A 22,269-nucleotide genomic window follows, 5' to 3' on the forward strand; every position below is an offset into this window, starting at 1 on the left:
TCCTGACGAGGGCAAACACATGAACTGCAGCGACGTACTGATCATCGGCGCCGGCCCGACCGGCCTGGTGCTGGCGCTCTGGCTGCGCCAGCAGGGGATCAAGGTCCGGATCATCGACAAGACCCAGGGCCCGGGCACCACCTCCCGGGCCCTGGCGGTGCAGGCCCGGACCCTGGAGCTGTACCGCCAGCTGGACCTGACCCGGGCCATCGTCGAACGCGGCCACCACGTGCCGGCGGTCAACCTCTGGGTCCGCGGCGAGCGCGCGGCTCAACTGCCGTTCAACGCCATCGGCGAGGACCTGACCCCCTACCCGTTCCTGCAGATCTTTCCCCAGGACGAACACGAGCAATTGCTGATCGAGCGCCTGGCCCTGCTCGGGGTCAGCGTCGAACGGGGCACCGAACTGCTGGCCTTCACCGACCACGGCCACTTGATCAACGCTCGCCTGCGCGGCCCCGACGGCCGCGAGGAACACTGCCAGGCCTTCTACCTGGCCGGCTGCGACGGCGCCCGCTCCACGGTGCGCAAGACCCTGGGCACAGGCTTTCCCGGTGGCACCTATCAGCAGGTGTTCTATGTCGCCGATGTCGAGGCCAGCGGCCCGAGCATCGACGGCCAGTTGCACGTGGACCTGGACGACGCCGACTTTCTCGCGGTGTTTCCCCTGGCCCACAGCGGCAGCGCGCGGCTGATCGGCACGGTGCGCGACGAGCGCGCCGAGCACCCGGAAAACCTGCGCTTCGAAGACGTCAGCCGGCGCGCCATGCGCCAGCTCAAGGTCGAGGTGAATCAGGTCAACTGGTTCTCCACCTACAAGGTGCATCACCGGGTGGCCGAGCAGTTTCGCTGCGGCCGGGTGTTCCTGCTGGGGGATGCCGCCCACGTGCACAGCCCGGCCGGCGGCCAGGGCATGAACACCGGGATCGGCGACGCCATCAACCTGGCCTGGAAACTGGCGGCGGTGCTCAGCGGCAGCAGCGCCGAAAGCCTGCTGGACAGCTATGAGATCGAACGCATGGAATTCGCCCGGCGCCTGGTGGCCACCACCGACCGGGTGTTCAGCTTCGCCACCGCCGATGGCCCGGTCGCCTACCTGGCACGGACTCGCCTGGCCCCCCTGCTGCTGCCGAAGATCGCCGCCTTCGACCGTGCCCGGGAGTTTCTCTTTCGCACCGTGTCGCAGATCACCCTCAACTACCGGGGCATGCCCCTGAGCGCCGGCGGCGCCGGCCCGGTGCACGGCGGCGATCGCCTGCCCTGGGTCCGCGACGGCGAGCACGACAACTTCGACAGCCTCGATCACCTGGGCTGGCAGGTGCACGTCTACGGCGTCACCAGCAACGCGGTACAGGACTGGTGCGCCGAGCACCGGGTGCCGTTGCGCATCTTCGACTGGCGCTCGGCCCACGCCCACGCGGGGCTGGCGCGCAACGCCCTGTACCTGCTGCGCCCGGACACCTACGTGGCGCTGGCCGAACGCTCCGCCGACCCGCGGGTGCTGGAGCGCTATTTCCGCGAGCGCGAAATCTCCCCGCAGAACAGCCTGGCCAACCACAAACCGCGCTGATCCGCGCTCGGCGCACGCCGCCAGGGGCCTTAGAAGTCGGCCTTGACCGACAGGGTGAAGTTGCGTGGATCACCGTAGAAGTTGCCGAAGCCTTCGGTGCCGATGGTGGTGTAGTAGCGCTTGTCCAGCAGGTTGTTGCCGTTCAGCGCCAGGGACCAGGTGTCGTCGAGCCGATAGCCGATGCGCCCGTTCCAGATCGCGTAGCCGGCCTGGCTGATGTGCTTGCCGCTGGTGGGCGAGACTCGGTAGTTGTCGCTTTGCGCGTTGACCCCGGCCCCCACGGTGAAGCGCTCCAGGGCACCGCCCAGTTGGTAGTCGCCCCACACCCGCAGCAGGTGCCGCGGTACGTAGGAATTGAACGACTGGCCGTTCTTGCTGCTGTCGGCATCCTCCAGGGTCTTGGTCTGGGTGTAGGTGTAGCCGGCCAGCACTTGCAGGCGCTCGATCACCTCACCGCTGAGTTCGGCTTCAAAACCCTGGGCCCACACCTTGCCCGAGTTCAGCGAGCAGGTGCTGTCAGGGCAGGCCGGATCGTCCTGCTGCGCATCCTCCTGGATCGTGCGAAACAGACTCAAGGCGCTGTTCAGGCGACCGTCGAACCACTCGCCCTTGATTCCCGCTTCATAGCTCTTGCCCACCAGCGGCTTGAGGGACGCACCGTCCAGGGTCCGATAGCTGCCCTGGGGAGTGAAGATGCTGGAGTAGCTGGCGTAGGCCGTGAGGTTGTCGGTGAGGTCGTACAGCACCCCGGCGAACGGCGTGACCTCGCCGGTTTCCCTGGAACGGGCACTGCTTGGGGTGCGGGTGTCGCGCCAGTAGGCCACGGCATCGTTCTGCGACTTGTACCAGCTGACCCGGCCGCCCATGACCAGGGTCAGCGGGTCGGCCAGTTTCAGGCGCAGGGTGGAGTACAGCCCTTGCTGCTGGATCCGCAGATCGGATGGACCGCCACGGGAGGCGTTGCCCTCGTAGTAGCTGGCATCGGGCTTGGGCAGGTGGTGATCCGGGTCCAGCACGTTCTGCCGTTGCGGCAACACCGCGACGGCGTAGAAGTCGTCCTTGATCGAGCGACTGGCGTTGGCGCCGAAGGTCAGCTCGTGCTCCTGGCCAAAGGCCTGGAAGCGCCCATCGACATAGGCGTCGAAACCGTAGTCCACCTGGTCGTAGTCATAGATGCTGCCCAGCATCAGGGTGCTGGAGCGGCTGGCAGCGACCGGCACCGAGCCACTGGGGAAGGCGTACTCGATGTCCTGGGTATTGCGGCTGTAGACCCCGGCCACCTTCAGCGCCCAGTCGTCGTTGAGCTGCTGGCGCAGGTCGGCGAAATAGGTCGCGCGCTTGCTGCGCGAATTGTTCCAGGCGGTGTTCAGGCAGGTGGAACGGCCGAGCTTGAGGTCGCTGCCGTCGCTGTAGCGCGGCAGGCCGCCCCAGCACGGGCGCGAGTCGACGTCTTCATAGGCCATGCCCAGGCCCAGGGTGGTGGCGTCGCTGAGGTCGAAGTCCAGGGCGCCGTAGTAGACCTGGTCCTTGCGCTCGCCCAGGTCGTAGAAATACTGCCGGGTCTGCTGGGTCACCACCGCTCGGCCACGAAGGGTGCCGGCGTCGTTCAACGGCCCGCCGGTGTCCACCTGGGCCCGGTAGTTGTCCCAGCTGCCGGCGGACATCGTCAGTTCGGTGTGGGGCGTGGCCTGGCCGCGCTTGCGCACGAAATTCACCGAGCCGGCAGTGCCGCCCGCGCCCTTGAGCATGCCGGCGGCGCCGCGCAGGATTTCCACCCGGTCATAGAAGGCCATGTCGCTGCTGAAGCTGTCGGCCTGTACGTAGCTGCTGCCCATGTCCAGGGGCACGCCGTCGTACTGGTACTGGCCGGTCATGCGAAAGCCCCGGGAGTAGAAATACTTGCCGCCCATGGGCGAGTCGTAAAGGGTGATGCCCGGGGTCTTCTCCATCACCTGGTCGATGGTGTTGAGGTTCTGGTCATCGAGCATCTTGCGGGTGATCACGGTCACCGACTGCGGGGTTTCCTTGAGCGAGTGCTGGCCCTTGCCGATGGTCACCGCACCGGTGGTGTAGGAGCCGGAGTACTCGGTGGTGGCGCCCAGTTCCTGGCCCTGTACCTGGGTGACGCCCAGCTCCAGGGCGCCGCTGCCCTGGGGCAGCGGACGCAGCACGTAGCTGCCGTTGCTCTGCGCTTCGGCCTGCCAGCCACTGCCGGCGAGAATCCGCGCAAAGCCTTCCTGCACCCCGTATTCCCCCTTGAGCCCGGGCGAATGCAGGCCGGCGGTCTGCCGCGCATCGAAGGAAATCGCTGCCCCGGCGGCGCTGGCGTAACGGCTCAGCACCTCGGTGAGATCGCCGGCGGCAATGTCGAAGCGGCGCACGGCGCTCTGTTCGCTGGCCGCCACTGCGCTCAACGGCAGCAGTGCCGCCCCATGGACCACCAGTGCACCACAGAGCCCGAGCTTGATCGCCCGAGCCAACTTCGACTTGTGAACATCAGACATGCTTGGCCTTCCCCGCTAACGAAAATGAATCCACTGGGGGATAAGCCGGATCAGAACGGGCAAAAGTGCAAAGACCGGAATAATTATTTTTTACCGCTTGGTTTCAGCCGACGCGGCGCTGGGACACCCGCACCCAATAGCGCGTGTAGCGCTCGATACGCAGCGAGAAACCGCTCTCAAGCGCTGCCAGGGCGCGGTCGGTGTCATCGATGGGAAAGGCCCCTGAAATCCTCAGCCCGGCGATCTGCGGATCGCACTGCAGGACTCCGCGGCGGTAACGCGACAGGTCGGCCAGCAAGTCCCCCAAGGGGCGGTCGAGGGCGATGATGCTGCCCTGACGCCAGGCGCCCACCGACGCATCGTTGGAGCGCAGCGCAGCAAAGCCTGCAGCGCTGAACGCCAGTTGCTGGCCGGCCTCGACTCGACGCGGCACGCTACCGTTGCCCAGGCTGACCTGCACGCCCTGCTCCAGCACCGCCGCCCGATCCTCACGCTCGTCGCTGCGCAACACGAAACGCGCGCCCTCGGCCTGGACCTCACCGTAGCGCGAGATGACCCGCAATGGCCTGTGCAGCGCATCAACGCCAGCGCTCACCAGCATCTCGCCCCAGAGCAACTGCAACCGGCGCTGTTGACCGTCGAAAGCCACATTCACCGAAGTGTCGGTGTTGAGCAGCAATGCGCTGCCGTCCGCCAGGCGCACTTCGCGGCGCTCGCCGACCTGGGTCCGATAGTCCGCCAGCCATTGCTGGGCGCTGTCGCTGCGCCAGCCCAGCCAGCCCAGGGACCCGGCCGAGGCCAGCACCACCAGGTTGCGCATCAGCTCGCGGCGCGAGCGCCCGGCCCCGCGCAAGGTCGGGCCGGCCAGGCCACCAGGCAGGGCCGACATCTGCTCGCCCAGTTGCTGCATGCGCTCCCAGGCCTGGCGATGCAGGGGGTCGGCGGCCAGCCACTCGCGCCAGGCCGCTTGCTCCTGTTCGCTCGCTGTGCCGGAGCGCAACTGCGCATACCAGCGCGCCGCGCCGCTGATGGCCTGGCGCTCGGCGACGCTCAGTTGCAGGCTGGCAAAACTCATGACAGCTGCATCCGCATCTGCATCAGGCAGCAATGCTCCATGGCCTTGGCCATGTAGTTGCTCACACTGCGTACGGAAATCTGCAGGCGCTCGGCGATCTGCTCGTAGGTCAGGCCATCGCACTGCGACAGCAGGAAGGCTTGCTTGACCTTGGGCCCCAGGCCATCCAGCAGACGGTCGATTTCCATCAACGCCTGGAACAGCACGCTCTGTTCCTCCGGCGACGGGTGCTCGCCCTCGGGCACCCGGGCCAGGGCTTCGAGGTAGGCCTGCTCCAGGGAGCGACGACGAAACAGATCGATCAATAGGCCCCGGGCAATGCGCGACAGGTAGGGCCGCGGCTCGCGGATGTCCTGCGCGTTACGGGCCTTGAGCACCCGCACGAAGGTGTCCTGGGCCAGGTCGGCGGCATCGAAGCCATTGCCCAGGCGCTGGCGCAACCAGCCCTGCAGCCAGCCATGGTGATGGGTATACAGATCGGTGACGGCGCAGCGCAGGGATAAGTCGTCGGCGGGCATGACAGTAGGGATTCATATTTGATAATGAATCGCATTGTCATGTAGAGGCGGAAGTCTTGGCAAGAGCCACGAACGCCAGGCGGCGTTCATGGCGGGACGCTTTGGGCGGGTGCGGGATCAGATCCCGGCCAGGGCCAGGTCCATGGCGAAGTAGGTGAAGATCAGATCGGCGCCGGCGCGCTTGATCGAACCCAAGCTTTCGCGCACCACCCGTTGCTCGTCGATGGCCCCGGCCTGGGCGCCGAACTTGATCATCGCGTACTCACCGCTGACCTGGTACGCCGCCACTGGCAGGCGCGAGGCCTCGCGGATATCGCGAATGATGTCCAGGTAGGCCCCGGCGGGCTTGACCATCAGCGAGTCGGCGCCTTCCTGCTCGTCCAGCAGGGATTCGCGCACCGCCTCGCGGCGGTTCATCGGGTTCATCTGGTAGCTCTTGCGGTCGCCCTTGAGCGCACTGCCACCGGCCTCGCGGAACGGGCCGTAGAGCGCCGAAGCGAACTTGGTGGAATAGGCCATGATCGGCGTCTGGGTGAAACCGGCGGCATCCAGGGCCCGGCGGATGGCCTGGACCTGACCGTCCATGGCCGCCGAGGGCGCGATCACGTCGGCGCCGGCACGGGCCGCGGCCACCGCCTGCTTGCCGAGGTTGACCAGGGTCTGGTCGTTGTCCACTTCATGGCCGTGCATCACGCCGCAGTGGCCGTGTTCGGTGTATTCGCAGAAGCAGGTGTCGGACATCACGATCATCTCCGGCACCGCGTCCTTGGCGATGCGCGACATGCGCGACACCAGGCCGTTTTCCTTCCAGGTATCGCTGCCATCACAGTCCAGGTGGTGAGACACGCCGAAGGTCATCACCGACTTGATCCCGGCGCGGGCATAACGCTCGATCTCCCCGGCCAGCCTGGATTCCGGAATACGCATCACCCCGGGCATGCTCTTGATCGGCACGAAATCGTCGATTTCCTCCTCGACGAAAATCGGCAGCACCAGATCGTTGAGGGTGAATTCGGTTTCCTGGAACAGACTGCGCAGTTGTTCGGAGCGACGCAGGCGACGGGGACGGGCTTCTGGGAACTGGCTGGACATGATTTTTCCTAAGGCTGAGCGCGAAACAACACGAGCGATGGCGAAAAAAGGCTGAAAGCTTATGCCCAGAGCGGCCGAGGTACAAACCCGCCGGACTCAAGAAAGCCTTGCGAAACCGGTAATAATCGCCGCCCAGCCCGCGATTCATGGGGTTGGCCCAGGTCCGCAGTTGACGGCCTGCGACCATCTGACGCAATGCAGAGGAGCAGCGGCAAGCGGCAAGCTCCAAGCTGCAAGCTGCAAGCGCTGGACTTGCAGCTAGCAACTTGCCGCTAGCAGCTTGCCCTCAATACAAGTGACGGCAGCGCCACCAATCCACACCTCGTCGTCCACCTGCTCGACATCGATGACCCCGGCGCGGCCCATGCTCAGCCCCTGGCTGACCCGATAGCGCGACGGCGCCAGCCCGGCGCCCAGCAGCCACTGGGCGATCCCGGCATTGAGGCTGCCGGTGGCCGGGTCCTCGGGCATGCCGTCGCCGGCGATAAAGGCCCGCACCTCGAACTGTGCGTCGGTGTCATCACGCTGCGGATCACAAGGCGCGATCACCCCGACGGCCAGGCCGATCAGCGCCGGATAGTCCGGTTGCAGATCCAGCACCTGCTGGCGCTCGGCGAGCATCACCGCCAGCCAGCCGGCACCATTGTCGACCCACTGCGCCCGCACGATGTCCCCGCCGGTCAGGCCCAGGCCACGGCATACCTGCTCCAGCACCTCAGGCTCCACCGGGCCGGACTTGAGCAGCGGCGGCGCGAGAAAAGCCAGCTGATCGCCCTGACGGCGAATGCGCACCAGGCCGACTTCACACTCCTGAATGATCTCCTCGCCCTGGGGCACACCACCGGCTTCGAGCCAGGCGTGGCAACTGCCCAGGGTCGGGTGACCGGCGAACGGTAGCTCCTGGGTGGTAGTGAAAATGCGCAGACGGTAATCGGCCCGGGGGTCGCGGGGTTTGAGCAGGAAGGTGGTTTCGCTGAGGTTGGTCCAGGTGGCGAACGCGGCCATGCGCTCGGCGCTGAGATCGTCGGCGTCGAACACCACGGCCAGGGGGTTGCCCTTGAGAGGGGTGGCGCTGAAGACGTCGATTTGTTTGAAGTTCAGGGCGGGCATGGAGGGAGCCTGTGGTGGTTGTTTTTTTTGGGGGGTGAAGTGTACATATTCGTTACTGCTGGTGGGGCTGCTGCTGGTTCAGCTCTTACAGCGAGTCACTTTGAAAAGCCCCAAGTCACCAAAGGCTCCTGCCCCTCCACTCGGTGCCTGGCATAGCGGGGCATGCCCGAACTCCGGCATTGATCCGTGGGCCGCCGCACTGCCGGCCTGAGGATGAAATGGGGAGTACCTCCCCCACCTCCCGTAGGAGCTGGCTTGCCAGCGAAGGCGTCCTCCAGGGCGCTGCATGTCTTGCGGGCCCTTCGCCGGCAAGCCGGCTCCTACGAACAGCGCGCAAAACGAGCTTTGCTTTTGCTTTTGCTCTTGATCTTCAGGCCCCTTCCCAGCCGGCCGAACGTAGGCGTTGCGTAGGGGGCAGCTCGGCATGGATGCCGAGCTAGCCGCCACCCGGCCATGGATGGCCGGTTGGCGGCGGGCCCCCGGAGCAATGCCGGAGAGAGGGAACGCCGAGCCCTAGCGAGGGGCCCATGGAGGGGCAAGCGTTTTTGCTTACTTTTTGCTGGGCCGGCACTCCGGCGTTTGAAAAAAGTGAGTCGCCGTAAGGGCGAAGCCGCAAGTGGCTGCACCCGCAGCAACGGATATGTACCCCCCTTCGCGCCCCGCCCCTAAAAAACCACCTCAACCCACCTTGGGAATCTCCAACCCACGAATCACCGCCGGCCGCGCCACAAACTTGGCCAGCACCCGCTGCACCTCTGGGAAGCTATCAATCCCCACCAACCCACCCGCCTCATAAAACCCGAGCAAATTGCGAATCCACGGAAAGGTCGCAATATCGGCAATGGTGTAGCGCTCGCCCATGATCCATTCGCGCCCCACCAGATGCTTGTCCAGCACTCCCAGCAACCGCTTGGCCTCGTTCACGTAACGCTCCAGCGGCCGCTTGTCCTCGTATTCCTTGCCGGCGAATTTGTGGAAGAACCCCACCTGCCCGAACATCGGCCCGATGCCGCCCATCTGGAACATCAGCCACTGCAGGGTTTCATAACGCGCCGCCGACTCCTGGGCCAGCAGTTGCCCGCTCTTGTCCGCCAGGTAGATCAGGATCGCCCCCGACTCGAACAACGCCAGCGGCTGGTCGCCAGGACCATGGGGATCGAGAATCGCCGGGATCTTGTTGTTCGGGCTGACGCTGAGGAACTCCGGGGTCATCTGGTCCTGGGTCTCGAAGCTGACGCGGTGCGCTTCATAAGGCAGGCCGATCTCTTCAAGCATGATCGAGACCTTGACCCCGTTGGGGGTCGGCAGGGAGTACAGCTGAATCCATTCGGGAAATTGCGCAGGCCATTTCTGGGTAACGGCAAAAGCGGAAAGATCGGTCATGACAGGCTTCCAATGACAGTCAAAGGGGGGCGCCACACAAGGCAACGGTCGAGGATTATCCGCCGGGTTTTCTTAAATCGGCAACACACCGTGATTAGTCTGGCGCTGCATCGAACCAAACGCCGTCCAGGGACTCAGAAGCACAGCCTTTACCGGCCGTGATGACAGGGAATACACAGGTTTGTCAGCCTCCACCCTTGCGCTGAAGAAGCTCGCCATGCCCCTGTTACGCCATCTCAAGAACCGCGCCTACCTGCTGCTCCCGGCCCTGTTGCTGGGCAGTGCCTTGTCCCTGGAATCCAGCGCCAGCCGTGCACAACCGGTGGATGGCACCCAGACCCTGGTGTTCCTGCGACATGCCGAAAAACCTGCAGGCGGCCTCGGCCAGCTCAACTGCCAGGGCCTGAACCGGGCCCTCGACCTGGCCACGTTGCTGCCGGAAAAATTCGGCAAGGCACAGTACGTGTTCGCCGCCGACCCGACGCGCAATGTCGAGGAAGGCGAGCAGGACAATTCCTACAGCTATATCCGCCCCTTGATGACCATCAGCCCCAGCGCGATCAAGCTCGGCCTGCCGGTGAACATCGACTTTGCCGCCAACGACACCAGCGACCTGGCGGACGAGCTACTGCACGACCGCTACCACAACGCGACCATCTACACCGCCTGGTCCCACGGCTACCTGCCGGAGCTGATCAACAAGGTCGCCGCACAGGCCGTGGGCCAGAAGCGCCCGATCACCGAGGACTGGGCCTCCAGCGACTTCGACTCGCTGTACGTGCTGACCCTGACCTGGCGCAACGGCAAGGCCAGCCTGCACAGCCAGAGCTACAAGCAAGGCCTGGATGGCGGCGAGCAGGATTGCCCGAGCTGATCAGCCCAGGGCGTCGAGCAACCGGTACCAGGCGATCCCCGCGCCCAGGTAGAGGCGTTGCAGGCCGTGCAGCGGAATCGGCCGCAACGGCGTGACCGGGAACGGAAAGCCCTGCCCCGCCCCCGTCAGCCGCGCCGCCAGGTGCTTGCCCAGCAAAGTCGACAAGGCTATGCCGCGCCCGTTGTAGCCCAAGAGGATCGACAGCCCCGGCGCCGGCTCGTGCAACTGCGGCAGAAAGCTCGGGGTCAGGGCCACGCGCCCGCTCCAGCGGTATTCGATGGGGATGCCCGCCAACTGCGGAAACAGGTTCAGCAACGAGCGCTCCAGGTGATTCCAGTCGGCATCCCGGCGCGGCTCGGAAAACGGCCCGCGTCCGCCCAGCAGCAGGCGCCCCTGGGCATCCTGCTTGAAATACAGCAGCAGGCGCCGGGCATCGGAACACACCTCGCCACCCGGCAGGATGCTCTGGCGCAGCTCGGCGGGCAGCGGTCGGGTGGCGATGATGAAACTGTTGGCGGCGATCAGCGTCTGGCGCAGCCCTGGCCACAGGTCGTCGCTGTAGCCATTGGTCGCCAACACCACCTTCGGCGCGCGCACCCGAGCACCTTGCGCGGTCTCCAGGGTCCATTGGCCGCCGTCGCGCCGCAGCTGACGCACCCGACTCTGGCCGTGAATGCTCACCCCCAACCCCATGGCCACCCGGGCCAGGCCACGGGCGTAGTTCAACGGGTGCAGGCTGCCGGCCCGCGGGTCGACCCAGCCGCCCAGGTACTGCGGGCTGCCGATGCGCTGGCTGACGGCGGCCTTGTCCAGCAACTCCACGGCCACGCCGCGCTGGCGCCACTGCTCGGCGCGCTGTTCCAGGGTGCGCATCGCCGCGCCGGAAAACGCTGGCTGAATCCAGCCCTTGCGCGTGGCGTCGCAGCGAATGCCGTGTTCCTTGATCAGCCCGAACACCTCATCGGCCGCCGAACCCACGGCCTCGATCAGCGCCTCGCCCTGCACCGGGCCGAACTGCGCCAGCAGTTGCTCGGGGTCGAACTTGAGCCCGGGGATCACCTGCCCGCCGTTGCGCCCGGAGGCGCCCCAGCCGGGCTCGCCGGCATCCAGTACACAGACCCTGGCGCCGCTCTGGGCCAGGCGCAGGGCGCTCACCAGCCCGGTGTAGCCGGCGCCGACAATCGCCACATCGACTTCCCGATCCTCGGCCAGCGCCGGGGTGTGCTCGGCCGGCCTGGCCGTGGCCGCCCACAGCGAGGGCGGCATGGACAAGGCTTGCGAGGCGCTCATGCCTGCACCTCCGCGCCCTGGTTCAGCAGGCGCCGCAGGAAGTCCTGGGTGCGCGGGTGGCTCGGGGTGCTGAGCACGGTTCTGGCTGGCCCGGCCTCGACGATGCGCCCGCTGTGAAGGAAGCACACCTGGTCCGCCACGTCCTGGGCAAAGCCCATTTCATGGGTGACCACGATCATGGTCATGCCCTCGTCGGCCAGCTTGCGCATCACCGCCAGCACCTCGCCCACCAGCTCCGGGTCCAGGGCTGAAGTGGGCTCGTCGAAGAGAATCGCCTCCGGGTCCATGGCCAGCGCCCGGGCAATCGCCACCCGTTGCTGCTGACCGCCGGACAGCTCATCCGGGTAAGCGTGCATGCGATGGGCCAGGCCGACCTTTTCCAGAAGCGCCTCGGCCCGCAGCCGGGCCTGCTTCGGGTCCTGCTTCTTGACGTAGATCGGGCCCTCGGTGACGTTCTGCAAGGCCGTGCGATGGGGAAACAGGTTGAAGCGCTGGAACACCATGGCCACCCGGGTGCGCAGTTCGTGGATGCTCTTGGCCTGCCGCTCGACCCGCGCCCCGCTGACCAGGATTTCGCCCTGCTCGTAGCTTTCCAGGCCGTTGATGCAGCGCAGCAGGGTCGACTTGCCGGAACCGGAAGGCCCGATCAGGCACACCACTTCACCGCTGTGCACCTGAAGGTCGATGCCTTCGAGCACCGCCACGTTGCCAAAGCTCTTGTGTACGCCCTTGATCTGGATCATGGCTTTCTCCGGGTGCTGATGCGCGCCTCCAGGCGGCGCAGGGCAAAGGACAGCGGCAGGCTCAGGGCCAGGTAGAGCAAGGCCACCAGGGTGTAGACGGTCATGTTCTCGAAGGTCGAGGAGGCGATCAGCTGCCCGGCCCGGGTCATCTCGGCCACGGTGATGGTGGACACCAGGGACGAGTCCTTGAGCATCATCACCAGGGTGTTGCCGTAGGGCGGCAAGGCAATGCGCAGGGCCTGGGGCAGCACCACCCGGCGCATGATCATCGGCCCGCGCATGCCGATGGATTCGGCGGCCTCGATCTGCCCCTGGTGAATGGCCTGGATGCCGGCGCGGAAGTTCTCCGCCTGGTACGCCGAATAGGCGATGCCCAGGCCGATCACCCCGGCCTGCATGGCACTGAGCTGGATGCCGAAATCCGGCAGCACGAAGTAGATGTAAAACAGCTGGACGATGATCGGCAGCCCGCGAATGACGTTGACCACGCCGATGGCGAACAACGCCACCGAGCGCACCTTGGACACCATCATCAAGGCGAAGACCAGGCCGATCAGCGAACTGAGCACGAAGGAACCAACGGTGACCTGCAGGGTGACCACTGCGCCTTTCAACAGAATGGGCAGGAAGTCCAGAGCGTTCTGGAGAAACATGGAGAGACCCGTTTAATCAGCAGGAAGAAGACCCGGCGCCGAGGCCGGGTCGCGACTGGCTCAGTTGAGCTTCCAGTGCTCGATGATGCGCTCCAGGGTGCCGTCGGCCTTGATCGCAGCGATCCCGCGATTGACCTCGGCCAGGGTCTGCGCATCGCCCTTGCGCACGATCAGGCACACATCGCCCATGACCACCGGCTGGTAGCCCTGAACCAGCCGCACCTTGTTCTGGGTGCCCTGGGCCAGTTGATAGGCGAGGATCGGCCGGTCGGCGAAACCGGCCTTGATCCGCCCCAGGGCCAGGTCGCGCATCAGGTCGGGGATCGAGTCGTAGCCGCGCACTTCCTTGAAGATCCCGCGCTTGTTCAGCTCGTCGATAAACACCGTGCCGACCTGGGCGCCGACGGTTTCCCCGGCCAGGTCCTCCATGCGGCGGTAGTCGCCGGTGTCGTCGGCCTTGACGATCAGGCCCTCGCCGTAGCTGAACACCGGGTCGGAGTACTGCACCACTTTCTCGCGCACCGGGGTGCGCAGCATGGCGGCGGAGATGATGTCGATCTTGTTCGAGGTCAGGGAGGGGATCAGCGCGGCGAAGGTGGTCTGCTGGATGTCCACGGCGAAACCGCCCGCCTTGCCCACCGCCCGGGCGGCATCGATCATCATGCCCTCGATGCTCTGGCTCTTGACGTCAAGAAAGGTGAAGGGAATGCCGGTGGCGGTGGCCCCGACCTTGTACAGCGGCTCGGCCTGGGCCGACAGCGAAAGGCCCAGGGCGCAACAGAGTGCGAATACAGCGGGGGCAAGGACGCGGGTGCGGGTGTGCATGACGAATCTCCCATTGGACGGTTTTATTGTTTGAAGTCCGTGATGGATAGCCTCTGGTGTGGAAGGCAGGAGGCATGAGCCCGACTATAAACAATTTACAAAAATCGTAAAGAGATTTATAAATATCGAATATCGATATTTAAAACACAAAATACTCGGATAGGACTGGTCATGAGCGATAACAACAACTCCCTTTTCAACCAGTCACTGGAGAAAGGCCTGGCGGTGCTGCGGGCCTTCAACGCCGCGCAACGGACCATGAACCTGGCGGAAATCGCCGCGGCTGCCGACATCAACAAAAGCTCGGCGCAGCGCATGATCCACACCCTGGAACAGCTCGGCTACGTGCGTAAGCACCCGCAGACCAAGCGCTTCCAGCTGACCCCACGGGTGATGGAGATCGGCTACAACTACCTGGCCGCCGACACCCTGGTGGACGTGGCCAACCCGTTCCTCGCCGAGCTGGCCCAGGTCACCGGGGAAACCACCAACCTCACCGAACCCGATGGCCTGGACATGGTCTATGTGGCGCGCTTCGTGGCGCCCAAGTTCATCCCCATCCACATGCCCATCGGCAGCCGCATCCCGATGTACTGCACCGGTTCCGGGCGCGCCTACCTCAGCGCCCTGCCCTCCGCCGACGCCACCCAGATTCTCGAAGCCAGCGAGCGCAAGGCCCACACCCGGCACACCCTGACCGAACTGGCGGATATTCAGCGCGAGATCGACGCCACCCAGCGTCGCGGCTACGCCCTGAACCCGGAGGAGCTGTTCCTGGGGGACATGAGCATTGCCGCGCCGATCCTCGGCAGCCAAGGCCTGCCGGTGGCCGCGGTGCACGTGGTAGTGCCCAGCAGCCGCTGGACCCTGGAAGAAGCCGAACGCAAACTCGCGCCCTCGGTGATCGAATGCGCCCGGGCCATCCGTACCTCGATACGAACGCTCTAAGCGGCAAGCGACAAGCACGCGGTGAGGCTTGGAGCTTGCAGCTTGAGACTTGCAGCTTAGGGAAGCGCCAGCGGCTACAATTCGCGCTTATTGTCTTCGTGCGGAATTCCCTTCATGACCAACCTCGCCTCCACCCAGCCCACCCGCGGCTGGGCGTTCTGGTGCAAACCCCTGCTGTTCCTGATCATCGCTGCGGTCGGCCTGTATTACGTGAAGTGGTCGCCCTATTACTTCAAGGCCTTTGTCGCCGCCGACAGCCATAGCATCGGTGCGTCGATCCTCAACGATCAGCCAAGCTCGCCCTGGAGCGCGGCCCTGGCCTATTCCCAGGTGTACTTCCTGGCCATCTGGAAGGCTGCGGTGCTGGCGGTGATCTTGGGTTCCCTGCTGCAGGTGCTGATCCCCCGGGATTGGCTGCTGCGCCTGTTCGGCCGCGCCGGTTTTGGCTCGACCCTGCGCGGCGGGCTGTTCGCCCTGCCGGGCATGATGTGTTCCTGCTGCGCCGCGCCGGTGGCGGCGGGTCTGCGCCGGCAGAAGGTCTCGGTGGGCGCGGCGCTGGCGTTCTGGATTGCCAACCCGGTGCTCAACCCGGCGACCCTGGTGTTCATGGGCTTTGTTTTGGGCTGGGGCTTTTCCGCCTTGCGCCTGGTGGCGGGCATCGTCCTGGTGCTGGGCGTGTCGCTGATCGCACAACGCATCGCCGGCCCGGAAAAGCTGCCGGAAGCTGCGGTGGACGCGGTGGTGGAAGCCAGCACGCTGAACGATCAGCCATTCCTGCTGCGCTGGGGCAAGACCTTGTGGCAGTTGTTCTGGAGCACCATCCCGATCTACATCCTCGCCGTGTTGGCGCTGGGCGCGGCGCGGGTCTGGCTGTTCCCCCATATCGACGGCGCCCTGGGCGACAGCCTGTGGTGGCTGGTGCCGCTGGCGATTGCCGGGACCCTGTTCGTGATCCCCACGGCGGCCGAAATCCCCATCGTCCAGACCATGATGACCCTGGGCCTGGGCACCGGTCCGGCGGTGGCCCTGCTGATGACCCTGCCGAGCATCAGCCTGCCGTCGCTGCTGATGCTGCGCAAAGACTTCGATGCCCGGGTGCTGGTGACCGTGGCCGTGCTGACCATGCTGGTGGGGATTGTCTGCGGGTTGATTGGTGCGGTGTTGTTGTAGAGCCATGTTCGTCGCTGCCGAAATTTCGAGCCGGGCTCGGACAAGGCAGCGACACATCCGCTCCAGGCATTTGCATCGGCTCGGACTCGACGCAATGATCAACCGGCACAAACCGCGCCCCAGCAACGGGCTGAATACCGACATACGCCACCAAGTCATCGAACAATGCAGATCCGGAGGCCTTGATACCGTGAACAACCTGCTGCAACACAAGGGCTTTTACGGCTCTATCGAAGTCGGCACCGAGGACCTCTGCCTCTTTGGCAGGCTCCAGTTCATCAAAGCCCTGGTGAGCTATGAGGGGCAAAACCTGACTGAGCTGGAGGTCGCGTTCAAAGAGGCGGTCGATGACTATTTGAGCACCTGCAAACAATCGGATGCCCCCGCTGAAATCCTTTGAGCACAGGCTCCAATCGAAGCACCATCCCTCCTTCACAGCATCGTCTTGAAACAAATTGATCAGGGAATGCCGCTCCTGAAACCAGAGTTTTCGCTTTGTTTTGTAAGGCTTGTCCGAGAGAATCGCCAACGCCTTTGAGCGGCTTGTGCCCCTGGTTTTCGTCAGGCAGTCTCCCCCGGTCGCTGCGCAATCAGCGACTCGGATGTGGAAGTCCGGAAGGGTCATAGGTACACGCTACAACGCACCTGCCGACGCTTTGCGCCTGCGGATACGTGTTATGGCGGCCATGCGTGGGGCACCTTCGGGTGCGCCGGGTTTTGGGTACCAAAAGACTCCCCGGTCTTCCACACCCACGCACGGCTGCCACCCTCTCGTGTGGAAGCGAGACCGGCGGCTCTACTTAACCTTAGAGTCGTAGGTACCCCAATGAAAAAGCTCGTCCCCGATCCACCCCGCCCACTGCGCGATCCCGAACTGGATCGCGCCAACGCCAACCTGCTCAGCGCGCTGAAACCGACCCAGGCCCGCCCGTTCGGCCTGCGTGATGCCCAGGGCAATGCCCTGTTCAGCGTGCAAGCCGGGGTCAATGCCGAAGAGGCCCTGAGGCATGTGGCCCTGCTGCTCAAGTGCGCCGAGGAGGTGTCCGATGAAATTACCGAGCGCGCCAGCGGCATCGAACGCGGGCTGATCTGGTCCATGGTGCATTCCGTGGAAATGGCTCGGGCCGTGGTCGAGGCCTTGCTCGACCGTCAGCGCCCTGCCGGCTGACGCCTGCAAACACCGCGCGCTCAGGTGCTGCGAGCGCGCGGTTGATTGAGCGCTAGCGCGATGGCGGCTGGCGCTGGCGCTGGCGCAGGTAATCGAGCACGGCGCCGTGGTCGCCCACGAACTCGATCCGCGCGCCCTTGCTCTCGCGCTGGAAGGCGTACATCGGGTCGTAGTATTCGCCCAGCAGGCCTTCGATCCAGGCCCGGTGCAGTTCTACGTCGCCGCTGCGCAGCTGTTCGGCCAGGGCCGCTTCCATCAGCAGTAACAGGCGCTGGTGACGCTCGCCCCCCAGGCGCTTGTGGATCTTGTTCAGGCTTTCCAGCAGGCGTTCGGCGAACAGGGCGAAACCTTCTTCGCCATGCACGGCCACGAACTCGGCGCAGAGGTTGACCACGTAATCGTCGAGGATGCGCTGCACCCGGTTGGCCAGGCTGTCTTCCAGCCAGACCATGGGGAACCCCTGCATGCCCTGGTGCAGCGACAAGGGCAAGGCGCAGCTGCCGATCATGCGGTTCTCGTCTTCGAGGACAAAAGCCTGCACCCCGCGCTCGCGCTTTTTCAGCAGGTCCACCGCCAGGCGGTTTTCAAAGTCGATGTTGCTCGGCTGCCCGGTGGCGCGGCGGCCAAAGCTGGAACCGCGATGGTTGGCGTGGCCTTCCAGGTCCAGGGCGTTGTCCAGTTGCCCCAGAAGTTCGGTCTTGCCGGTGCCGGTCATGCCCCCCAACAGGACGAAATCGCACTGCTGCAGGGCCTGTTCGGTGGTGTCCAGGAGGAAGCTGCGCATGGCCTTGTAGCCGCCGCCGACTCGCGGGTAGTCGATGCCCGCTTCCTTGAGCCACTGCTGGACGATCTGCGAGCGCAGGCCGCCACGGAAGCAGTACAGCAAGCCGTCGGGATGGGCCTTGGCAAACTCGGCCCAGGCCTGGACGCGCTGGGCCTTGATGTCACCGGACACCAGCTGATGCCCGAGCACGATGGCCGCCTGCTGGCCCTGCTGCTTGTAGCAGGTGCCGACCCGCTGGCGTTCCTGGTCGGTCATCAGCGGCAGGTTGAGCACCCCGGGAAAGGCGCCCTTGGTGAATTCGATCGGCGCGCGGGTGTCCATCATCGGCCGGTCGTTGAGGAAAATCTCGCGGTAGTCAGTGCAGTCCAGAGGCATCAGAACACCTCGACCGCGTGACTCTGTCGCTCTACCAGTTCACCGATAGGCGCCAGTTCCAGGCCCAGTTCCGCCGCCAGGGCGAGGAACTCGGCGTTGCCTTCAGGCGTCACCGCCACCAGCAGGCCGCCGCTGGTCTGTGGGTCGCAGAGCACGCGTTTGTGCAGTTCTTGGACCCGGCCGATTTTCTCGGCGTAGCTGCTGTAGTTGCGCAAGGTGCCGCCGGGCACACAGCCCTGATCCAGGTAGTACTCGACCCCCGGCAGGCGCGGTACGCGGTCGTAGTGGATCTGCGCGGTAAGGCCGCTGCCGTCGGCCATTTCCACCAGGTGTCCGAGCAGGCCGAAACCGGTGACATCGGTCATCGCGGTCACCCCTTCGAGCTTGCCAAAACGCGCGCCGGGCTTGTTCAGGGTGCACATCCAGTCGCGGGCCAGGCCGATGTCGGCGTCGCGCAGCTTGCCCTTTTTCTCGGCGGTGGTGAGCACGCCGATCCCCAGGGGCTTGGTCAGGTACAGCAGGCAGCCAGCAGTGGCTGTGTCGTTGCGCTTCATGAAGCGTTTTTCCACCAGCCCGGTCACCGCCAGACCGAAGATCGGCTCCGGCGCGTCGATGGAATGGCCGCCGGCCAGGGGAATGCCCGCCGCATCGCACACCGCGCGACCGCCACGGATCACTTCCCGGGCGATTTCCGGGGCCAGCACGTTCACCGGCCAGCCGAGAATGGCGATGGCCATCAGCGGGTCGCCGCCCATGGCGTAGATATCGCTGATGGCGTTGGTGGCGGCGATGCGGCCGAAGTCGAAGGGGTCGTCGACGATGGGCATGAAAAAGTCGGTGGTGGAGACCACGCCGCGTTCTTCGTCGATGGCGTAGACCGCCGCGTCATCGCGCGAGGCGTTGCCGACCCACAGCTTGGGGTCGAGGTTCTGTGCCCCGCTGCCGGCCAGGATCACCTCCAGTACCTGGGGGGAAATCTTGCAGCCGCAGCCGGCTCCGTGGCTGTACTGGGTCAGGCGAATCGGCTCGCTCATGGGGCACCTCGTCAAGTCTGGGACCGGGATTCTAGCAGAGCCCTCAGGCACTGGGCCGGGGTGTGCCCTGGTGGAACAGCATCTGCCAGCGCCCTTCGCGGCAGCGCCACAGCGAACTGCGCCAGGCGCTGCTGGCCGCGCGTCCGCCAGCTGCGGCGTTATGGCACAGGTAGGTGACCTGGGCCAGATCGGCCGCCAGGCGCTGCAGCGCAAACTCGCTGATGCACCGTTCGATGAAGTCCTGCTGCGGCAGGCTGTGCAGCACCTGGGCCTTGTTCCAGCGCCCGCCGCTGGCGCCGAATTCAAGAAAGTCATCGGCCAGCAAGGCCTCCAGCGCCTGGCGATCGGCGCGCACTTCGGCCTGTTGCAGTTGGCGTTCGAGCATCAACAGGTGGTCGGACAATTCCATGCTCACTCCCGAGGCGGCGGATCAGTGGCGCACTCTAGCATCCGCGCCCGACACCTGAAGAGCGGACATCTGCGGTCGCGCTTGAACCAAGCAAATGCACCGGGCTTTGGTTAGGCTTGCAGCGCCCTGCCCGGGCACGCTTGTCCTCATACCCACAAAAGCGCCACCTCGCCCCTCAACCGAGGCCAGGGCAAGGCGCTGACGGAGCCCGCCATGAAATTCACCACCCAGTCCATCGCCCGCAAGCTCAAGTTCCACCAGTTGGTGGTGTTCGAGCAGGTGCTGCAAAGCGGCTCGCTGGTGCGCGCCTCCCAGGCGCTGAACCTGACCCAGCCGGCGGTGACCAAGATCATTCACGAGCTGGAATCCTACTTCGAGGCGCCGCTGCTGGTACGCAGCAACCGCGGGGTCAGCGCCACCGAGCTGGGCCAGGTGGTGGTGCAACGGGCCAAGTCCTTGCTGGCGGAGCTGCGGGCCCTGACCGACGAGGTCAACGCCTTCCAGGAAGGCACCTCGGGGCATGTCATGGTCGGCACCCTGATCTCGGCCTCGACCTCGCTGCTGCCCCGGGCCATCCAGTTGCTCAAGCAGCGCGCGCCGGGGGTGCTGGTGTCATTGCGGGTCGGGCAGATGGACCAGTTGTTTCCGGCGCTGGCGGTGGGCGATGTCGACCTGGTGGTAGGCCGGGTGCCGGACGACTGGCATCGGCGCAGCGAGGCGCTGGAGGTCGAGGTGCTGTATCGCGAGGACCTGAGCATCGTCGCGGGCGTCCACCACCCGTTGCACCAGCAGGCCCCGGTCAGCCTTGAGGACCTGCACGCCTACCCCTGGGTACTGCCGACCCGCGACTCGCTGTTGAGGCGCACCGCCGACCGCTTGTTCGCCGACAACGGCCTTTCGACCCCGGACAATGTCGCCGAATCCTTGTCGATTCTCACCAACATCAGCCTGATGCAGGACCAGCGCACCGTGGCCCTGATGCCCTTCGAGGCCTCGTTGCAGTTCATCCAGGCCGGCATGCTCCAGGCTTTCGATCTGGGGACGCCGCTGCAGTTCGGCGATATCGGTTGCTTCTACGCTGCCCAGCGCCATCTGGGTCCGGCGGCCAGGCTGTTCCGCGAGTGCCTGGACCTGGCCCGGGCGGGGGCCGACAGCGAACAGGCGCCGATCCAGGCCTCGCCCTGATATTCCAATTGATAATAGTTAGCGGCCGATCTTTGATTATTCACTAATACCAGGCCTTCCTACACTCGCCCCGAAACCCATGTTTCGGAGGTTCAAGTGTCCACTGTCCTGCTGCGTCATTTCATCGACGGCGAGTTCGTCGCCAGCCGCCAGACCTTTGCCAATATCTCCCCGGTCGACGGCCAAGTGCTGGGCCAGGTCTGCGAGGCCGACCGGCCCCTGGTGGACCGCGCCGTGGCGGCGGCCAAGGCGGCGCAGTCCGGCCCATGGGCCGACTACAGCGCCAGCCAGCGCGCCGACCTGCTGTTGCGGATTGCCGAAGGCATCGAGCGCCGCTTCGAGGAATTCGTCGCCGCCGAAGTCGCCGACACCGGCCGCCCGGTGCAACAGGCGCGGACCCTGGACGTGGCCCGTGGCGTACAGAATTTCCGCGCCTTCGCCGAGCTGCTGCGCCAATCCGGCGGCGAAATCTTCGAGATGCGCGGCGCCGACGGCAACGACGTATTCAGCTACAGCGTGCGCAAGCCCCACGGCGTGGTGGCGATCATCTCGCCGTGGAACCTGCCATTACTGCTGCTCACCTGGAAAGTCGCCCCGGCCCTGGCCTGCGGCAACTCGGTGGTGGTCAAGCCGTCCGAAGACACGCCCTCCAGCGCCAACCTGCTGGCCGAAGTAATGCACGACGCTGGGGTGCCAGCGGGGGTGTTCAACCTGGTGCACGGCTTCGGCCCGAACTCGACCGGGGAATTTCTCAGCGCCCACCGCGACGTCGACGCCATCACCTTCACCGGCGAATCCCGTACCGGTGCCACCATCATGAAAGCCGCCGCTGAAGGCGTGCGCGAAGTGTCCTTCGAGCTGGGCGGCAAGAACGCTGCGGTGGTGTTCGCCGACTGCGACTTCGATGCGGCGGTGGCCGGGGTCCTGCGCTCCAGCTTCACCAACTCGGGGCAGGTCTGCCTGTGCTCGGAGCGGGTCTACGTCGAACGGCCGATCTACCAGCGCTTCGTCGCCGCCCTCAAGGCCGGCGCCGAACGGTTGAAGATCGGCTACCCCGATGAAGACGGGGTCAACATGGGTTCGCTGATTTCCCACAAGCACCGGGACAAGGTCCTGGGCTACTTCCAACTGGCCCTGGAAGAAGGCGCGACCCTGGTCACCGGCGGCGGCATTCCGCAGTTCGGCGATGCCCGAGACCAGGGCGCCTACGTCCAGCCGACGATCTGGACCGACCTGCCGGACCACGCCCGCTGCCTGCGCGAAGAGGTGTTCGGCCCGGTCTGCCACATCGCCCCGTTCGACAGCGAGGACGAAGTGCTGCAGCGGGTCAACGACTCGGCCTACGGGCTGGCCACGGCCCTGTGGACCCGCGACCTGAAGCGCGCCCATCAGCTGTCGCGGCGTTTCCACGTGGGTATGGTCTGGGTCAACACCTGGTTCCTGCGCGACCTGCGCACCCCGTTCGGCGGCACACGGCTTTCGGGCCTGGGCCGTGAAGGCGGCCGCCATTCCCTGGATTTCTACTCGGCGATCACCACCATTTGCGTCAACCCTTGAGG

Annotated in this window: 20 protein-coding genes and 1 pseudogene; 8 read left to right on the top strand and 13 right to left on the bottom strand. The window is 65.4% G+C overall.

Annotated elements, in window-relative coordinates; all coding sequences use genetic code 11:
• Window positions 1-19: 19 nt before the first annotated feature.
• The gene (locus DNK59_RS16720; RefSeq protein WP_110723926.1) at window positions 20-1,570 is read left to right on the top strand and encodes an FAD-dependent oxidoreductase; all 1,551 of its coding nucleotides are present in this window, start codon (window positions 20-22) and stop codon (window positions 1,568-1,570) included.
• A gap of 29 nt (window positions 1,571-1,599) precedes the next feature.
• Here DNK59_RS16720 and DNK59_RS16725 read toward each other — a convergent pair whose 3' ends face one another.
• From DNK59_RS16725 to DNK59_RS16750, 6 genes are all read right to left on the bottom strand, one after another.
• A complete protein-coding gene (locus DNK59_RS16725; RefSeq protein WP_110723927.1) occupies window positions 1,600-4,074 on the bottom strand; it encodes a TonB-dependent receptor in 2,475 nt (824 codons plus the stop codon).
• Between the two features lie 103 nt (window positions 4,075-4,177).
• On the bottom strand, window positions 4,178-5,149 hold the full coding sequence (locus DNK59_RS16730) for a FecR domain-containing protein (RefSeq protein ID WP_110723928.1): 972 nt from the start codon (window positions 5,147-5,149) through the stop codon (window positions 4,178-4,180).
• Window positions 5,146-5,667 (bottom strand): sigma-70 family RNA polymerase sigma factor, encoded by a 522-nt coding sequence (locus DNK59_RS16735; protein ID WP_060838618.1) that lies wholly within the window; start codon window positions 5,665-5,667, stop codon window positions 5,146-5,148. The genes DNK59_RS16730 and DNK59_RS16735 overlap by 4 nt, the downstream gene beginning before the upstream one ends.
• Window positions 5,668-5,784: 117 nt before the next feature.
• Window positions 5,785-6,759, bottom strand: a complete 975-nt coding sequence (gene hemB, locus DNK59_RS16740) for a porphobilinogen synthase (protein WP_092315880.1) — start codon at window positions 6,757-6,759, stop codon at window positions 5,785-5,787.
• Between the two features lie 258 nt (window positions 6,760-7,017).
• Window positions 7,018-7,869 carry a PhzF family phenazine biosynthesis protein gene (locus tag DNK59_RS16745; RefSeq protein WP_110723929.1) on the bottom strand — a complete coding sequence of 284 codons (852 nt, stop codon included), beginning with the start codon at window positions 7,867-7,869 and terminating at the stop codon, window positions 7,018-7,020.
• A gap of 678 nt (window positions 7,870-8,547) precedes the next feature.
• Window positions 8,548-9,252, bottom strand: coding sequence for a glutathione binding-like protein (locus DNK59_RS16750; protein WP_092315884.1), 705 nt, complete (start codon window positions 9,250-9,252; stop codon window positions 8,548-8,550).
• Window positions 9,253-9,469: 217 nt separating this feature from the next.
• Between DNK59_RS16750 and DNK59_RS16755 the strand changes: the two genes are divergently transcribed.
• The gene (locus DNK59_RS16755) at window positions 9,470-10,126 is read left to right on the top strand and encodes a histidine phosphatase family protein (protein ID WP_110723930.1); all 657 of its coding nucleotides are present in this window, start codon (window positions 9,470-9,472) and stop codon (window positions 10,124-10,126) included.
• Here DNK59_RS16755 and DNK59_RS16760 read toward each other — a convergent pair whose 3' ends face one another.
• From DNK59_RS16760 to DNK59_RS16775, 4 genes are read right to left on the bottom strand one after another with little or no spacing between them, the layout of a single operon-like run.
• Window positions 10,127-11,416 carry an FAD-binding oxidoreductase gene (locus DNK59_RS16760; protein WP_110723931.1) on the bottom strand — a complete coding sequence of 430 codons (1,290 nt, stop codon included), beginning with the start codon at window positions 11,414-11,416 and terminating at the stop codon, window positions 10,127-10,129.
• On the bottom strand, window positions 11,413-12,159 hold the full coding sequence (locus tag DNK59_RS16765; RefSeq protein ID WP_110723932.1) for an amino acid ABC transporter ATP-binding protein: 747 nt from the start codon (window positions 12,157-12,159) through the stop codon (window positions 11,413-11,415). The genes DNK59_RS16760 and DNK59_RS16765 overlap by 4 nt, the downstream gene beginning before the upstream one ends.
• Window positions 12,156-12,812 (bottom strand): amino acid ABC transporter permease, encoded by a 657-nt coding sequence (locus DNK59_RS16770; RefSeq protein ID WP_016964559.1) that lies wholly within the window; start codon window positions 12,810-12,812, stop codon window positions 12,156-12,158. Before DNK59_RS16770 ends, DNK59_RS16765 begins: the two co-directional genes overlap by 4 nt.
• Before the next feature lie 60 nt (window positions 12,813-12,872).
• Window positions 12,873-13,637, bottom strand: coding sequence for an ABC transporter substrate-binding protein (locus DNK59_RS16775; RefSeq protein ID WP_110723933.1), 765 nt, complete (start codon window positions 13,635-13,637; stop codon window positions 12,873-12,875).
• A 171-nt stretch (window positions 13,638-13,808) separates the two neighbouring features.
• Between DNK59_RS16775 and DNK59_RS16780 the strand changes: the two genes are divergently transcribed.
• The 4 genes and pseudogenes from DNK59_RS16780 (at window position 13,809) to DNK59_RS16795 (ending at window position 16,923) form a co-directional block, all read left to right on the top strand.
• Window positions 13,809-14,585 carry an IclR family transcriptional regulator gene (locus DNK59_RS16780; RefSeq protein WP_110723934.1) on the top strand — a complete coding sequence of 259 codons (777 nt, stop codon included), beginning with the start codon at window positions 13,809-13,811 and terminating at the stop codon, window positions 14,583-14,585.
• A gap of 114 nt (window positions 14,586-14,699) precedes the next feature.
• A complete protein-coding gene (locus DNK59_RS16785) occupies window positions 14,700-15,755 on the top strand; it encodes a permease (RefSeq protein WP_110723935.1) in 1,056 nt (351 codons plus the stop codon).
• Between the two features lie 190 nt (window positions 15,756-15,945).
• A pseudogene (locus tag DNK59_RS31810) lies at window positions 15,946-16,125 on the top strand (type II toxin-antitoxin system HicB family antitoxin); the annotation flags it as partial.
• A 456-nt stretch (window positions 16,126-16,581) separates the two neighbouring features.
• On the top strand, window positions 16,582-16,923 hold the full coding sequence (locus tag DNK59_RS16795) for a DUF3077 domain-containing protein (RefSeq protein WP_110723936.1): 342 nt from the start codon (window positions 16,582-16,584) through the stop codon (window positions 16,921-16,923).
• Window positions 16,924-16,975: 52 nt separating this feature from the next.
• Here DNK59_RS16795 and mnmH read toward each other — a convergent pair whose 3' ends face one another.
• The 3 genes from mnmH to DNK59_RS16810 are packed head-to-tail and all read right to left on the bottom strand — an operon-like array spanning window position 16,976 to window position 19,525.
• Window positions 16,976-18,082 (bottom strand): tRNA 2-selenouridine(34) synthase MnmH, encoded by a 1,107-nt coding sequence (mnmH, locus tag DNK59_RS16800; protein ID WP_110723937.1) that lies wholly within the window; start codon window positions 18,080-18,082, stop codon window positions 16,976-16,978.
• The gene (gene selD, locus DNK59_RS16805) at window positions 18,082-19,116 is read right to left on the bottom strand and encodes a selenide, water dikinase SelD (protein WP_110723938.1); all 1,035 of its coding nucleotides are present in this window, start codon (window positions 19,114-19,116) and stop codon (window positions 18,082-18,084) included. The genes mnmH and selD overlap by 1 nt, the downstream gene beginning before the upstream one ends.
• A 43-nt stretch (window positions 19,117-19,159) precedes the next feature.
• Window positions 19,160-19,525: a DUF4440 domain-containing protein gene (locus DNK59_RS16810; RefSeq protein WP_110723939.1), complete on the bottom strand. Its 366-nt coding sequence runs from the start codon at window positions 19,523-19,525 to the stop codon at window positions 19,160-19,162.
• Between the two features lie 213 nt (window positions 19,526-19,738).
• Between DNK59_RS16810 and DNK59_RS16815 the strand changes: the two genes are divergently transcribed.
• Entirely contained in the window at window positions 19,739-20,710 is a 972-nt protein-coding gene (locus tag DNK59_RS16815) for a LysR substrate-binding domain-containing protein (protein ID WP_110723940.1), read from the top strand.
• 96 nt (window positions 20,711-20,806) lie between these two features.
• On the top strand, window positions 20,807-22,267 hold the full coding sequence (locus tag DNK59_RS16820; RefSeq protein WP_110723941.1) for a 2-hydroxymuconic semialdehyde dehydrogenase: 1,461 nt from the start codon (window positions 20,807-20,809) through the stop codon (window positions 22,265-22,267).
• The last annotated feature ends 2 nt before the right edge of the window (window positions 22,268-22,269 follow it).

This window comes from Pseudomonas sp. TKO26, assembly GCF_003225665.1.
Taxonomy (GTDB): domain Bacteria; phylum Pseudomonadota; class Gammaproteobacteria; order Pseudomonadales; family Pseudomonadaceae; genus Aquipseudomonas; species Aquipseudomonas saponiphila.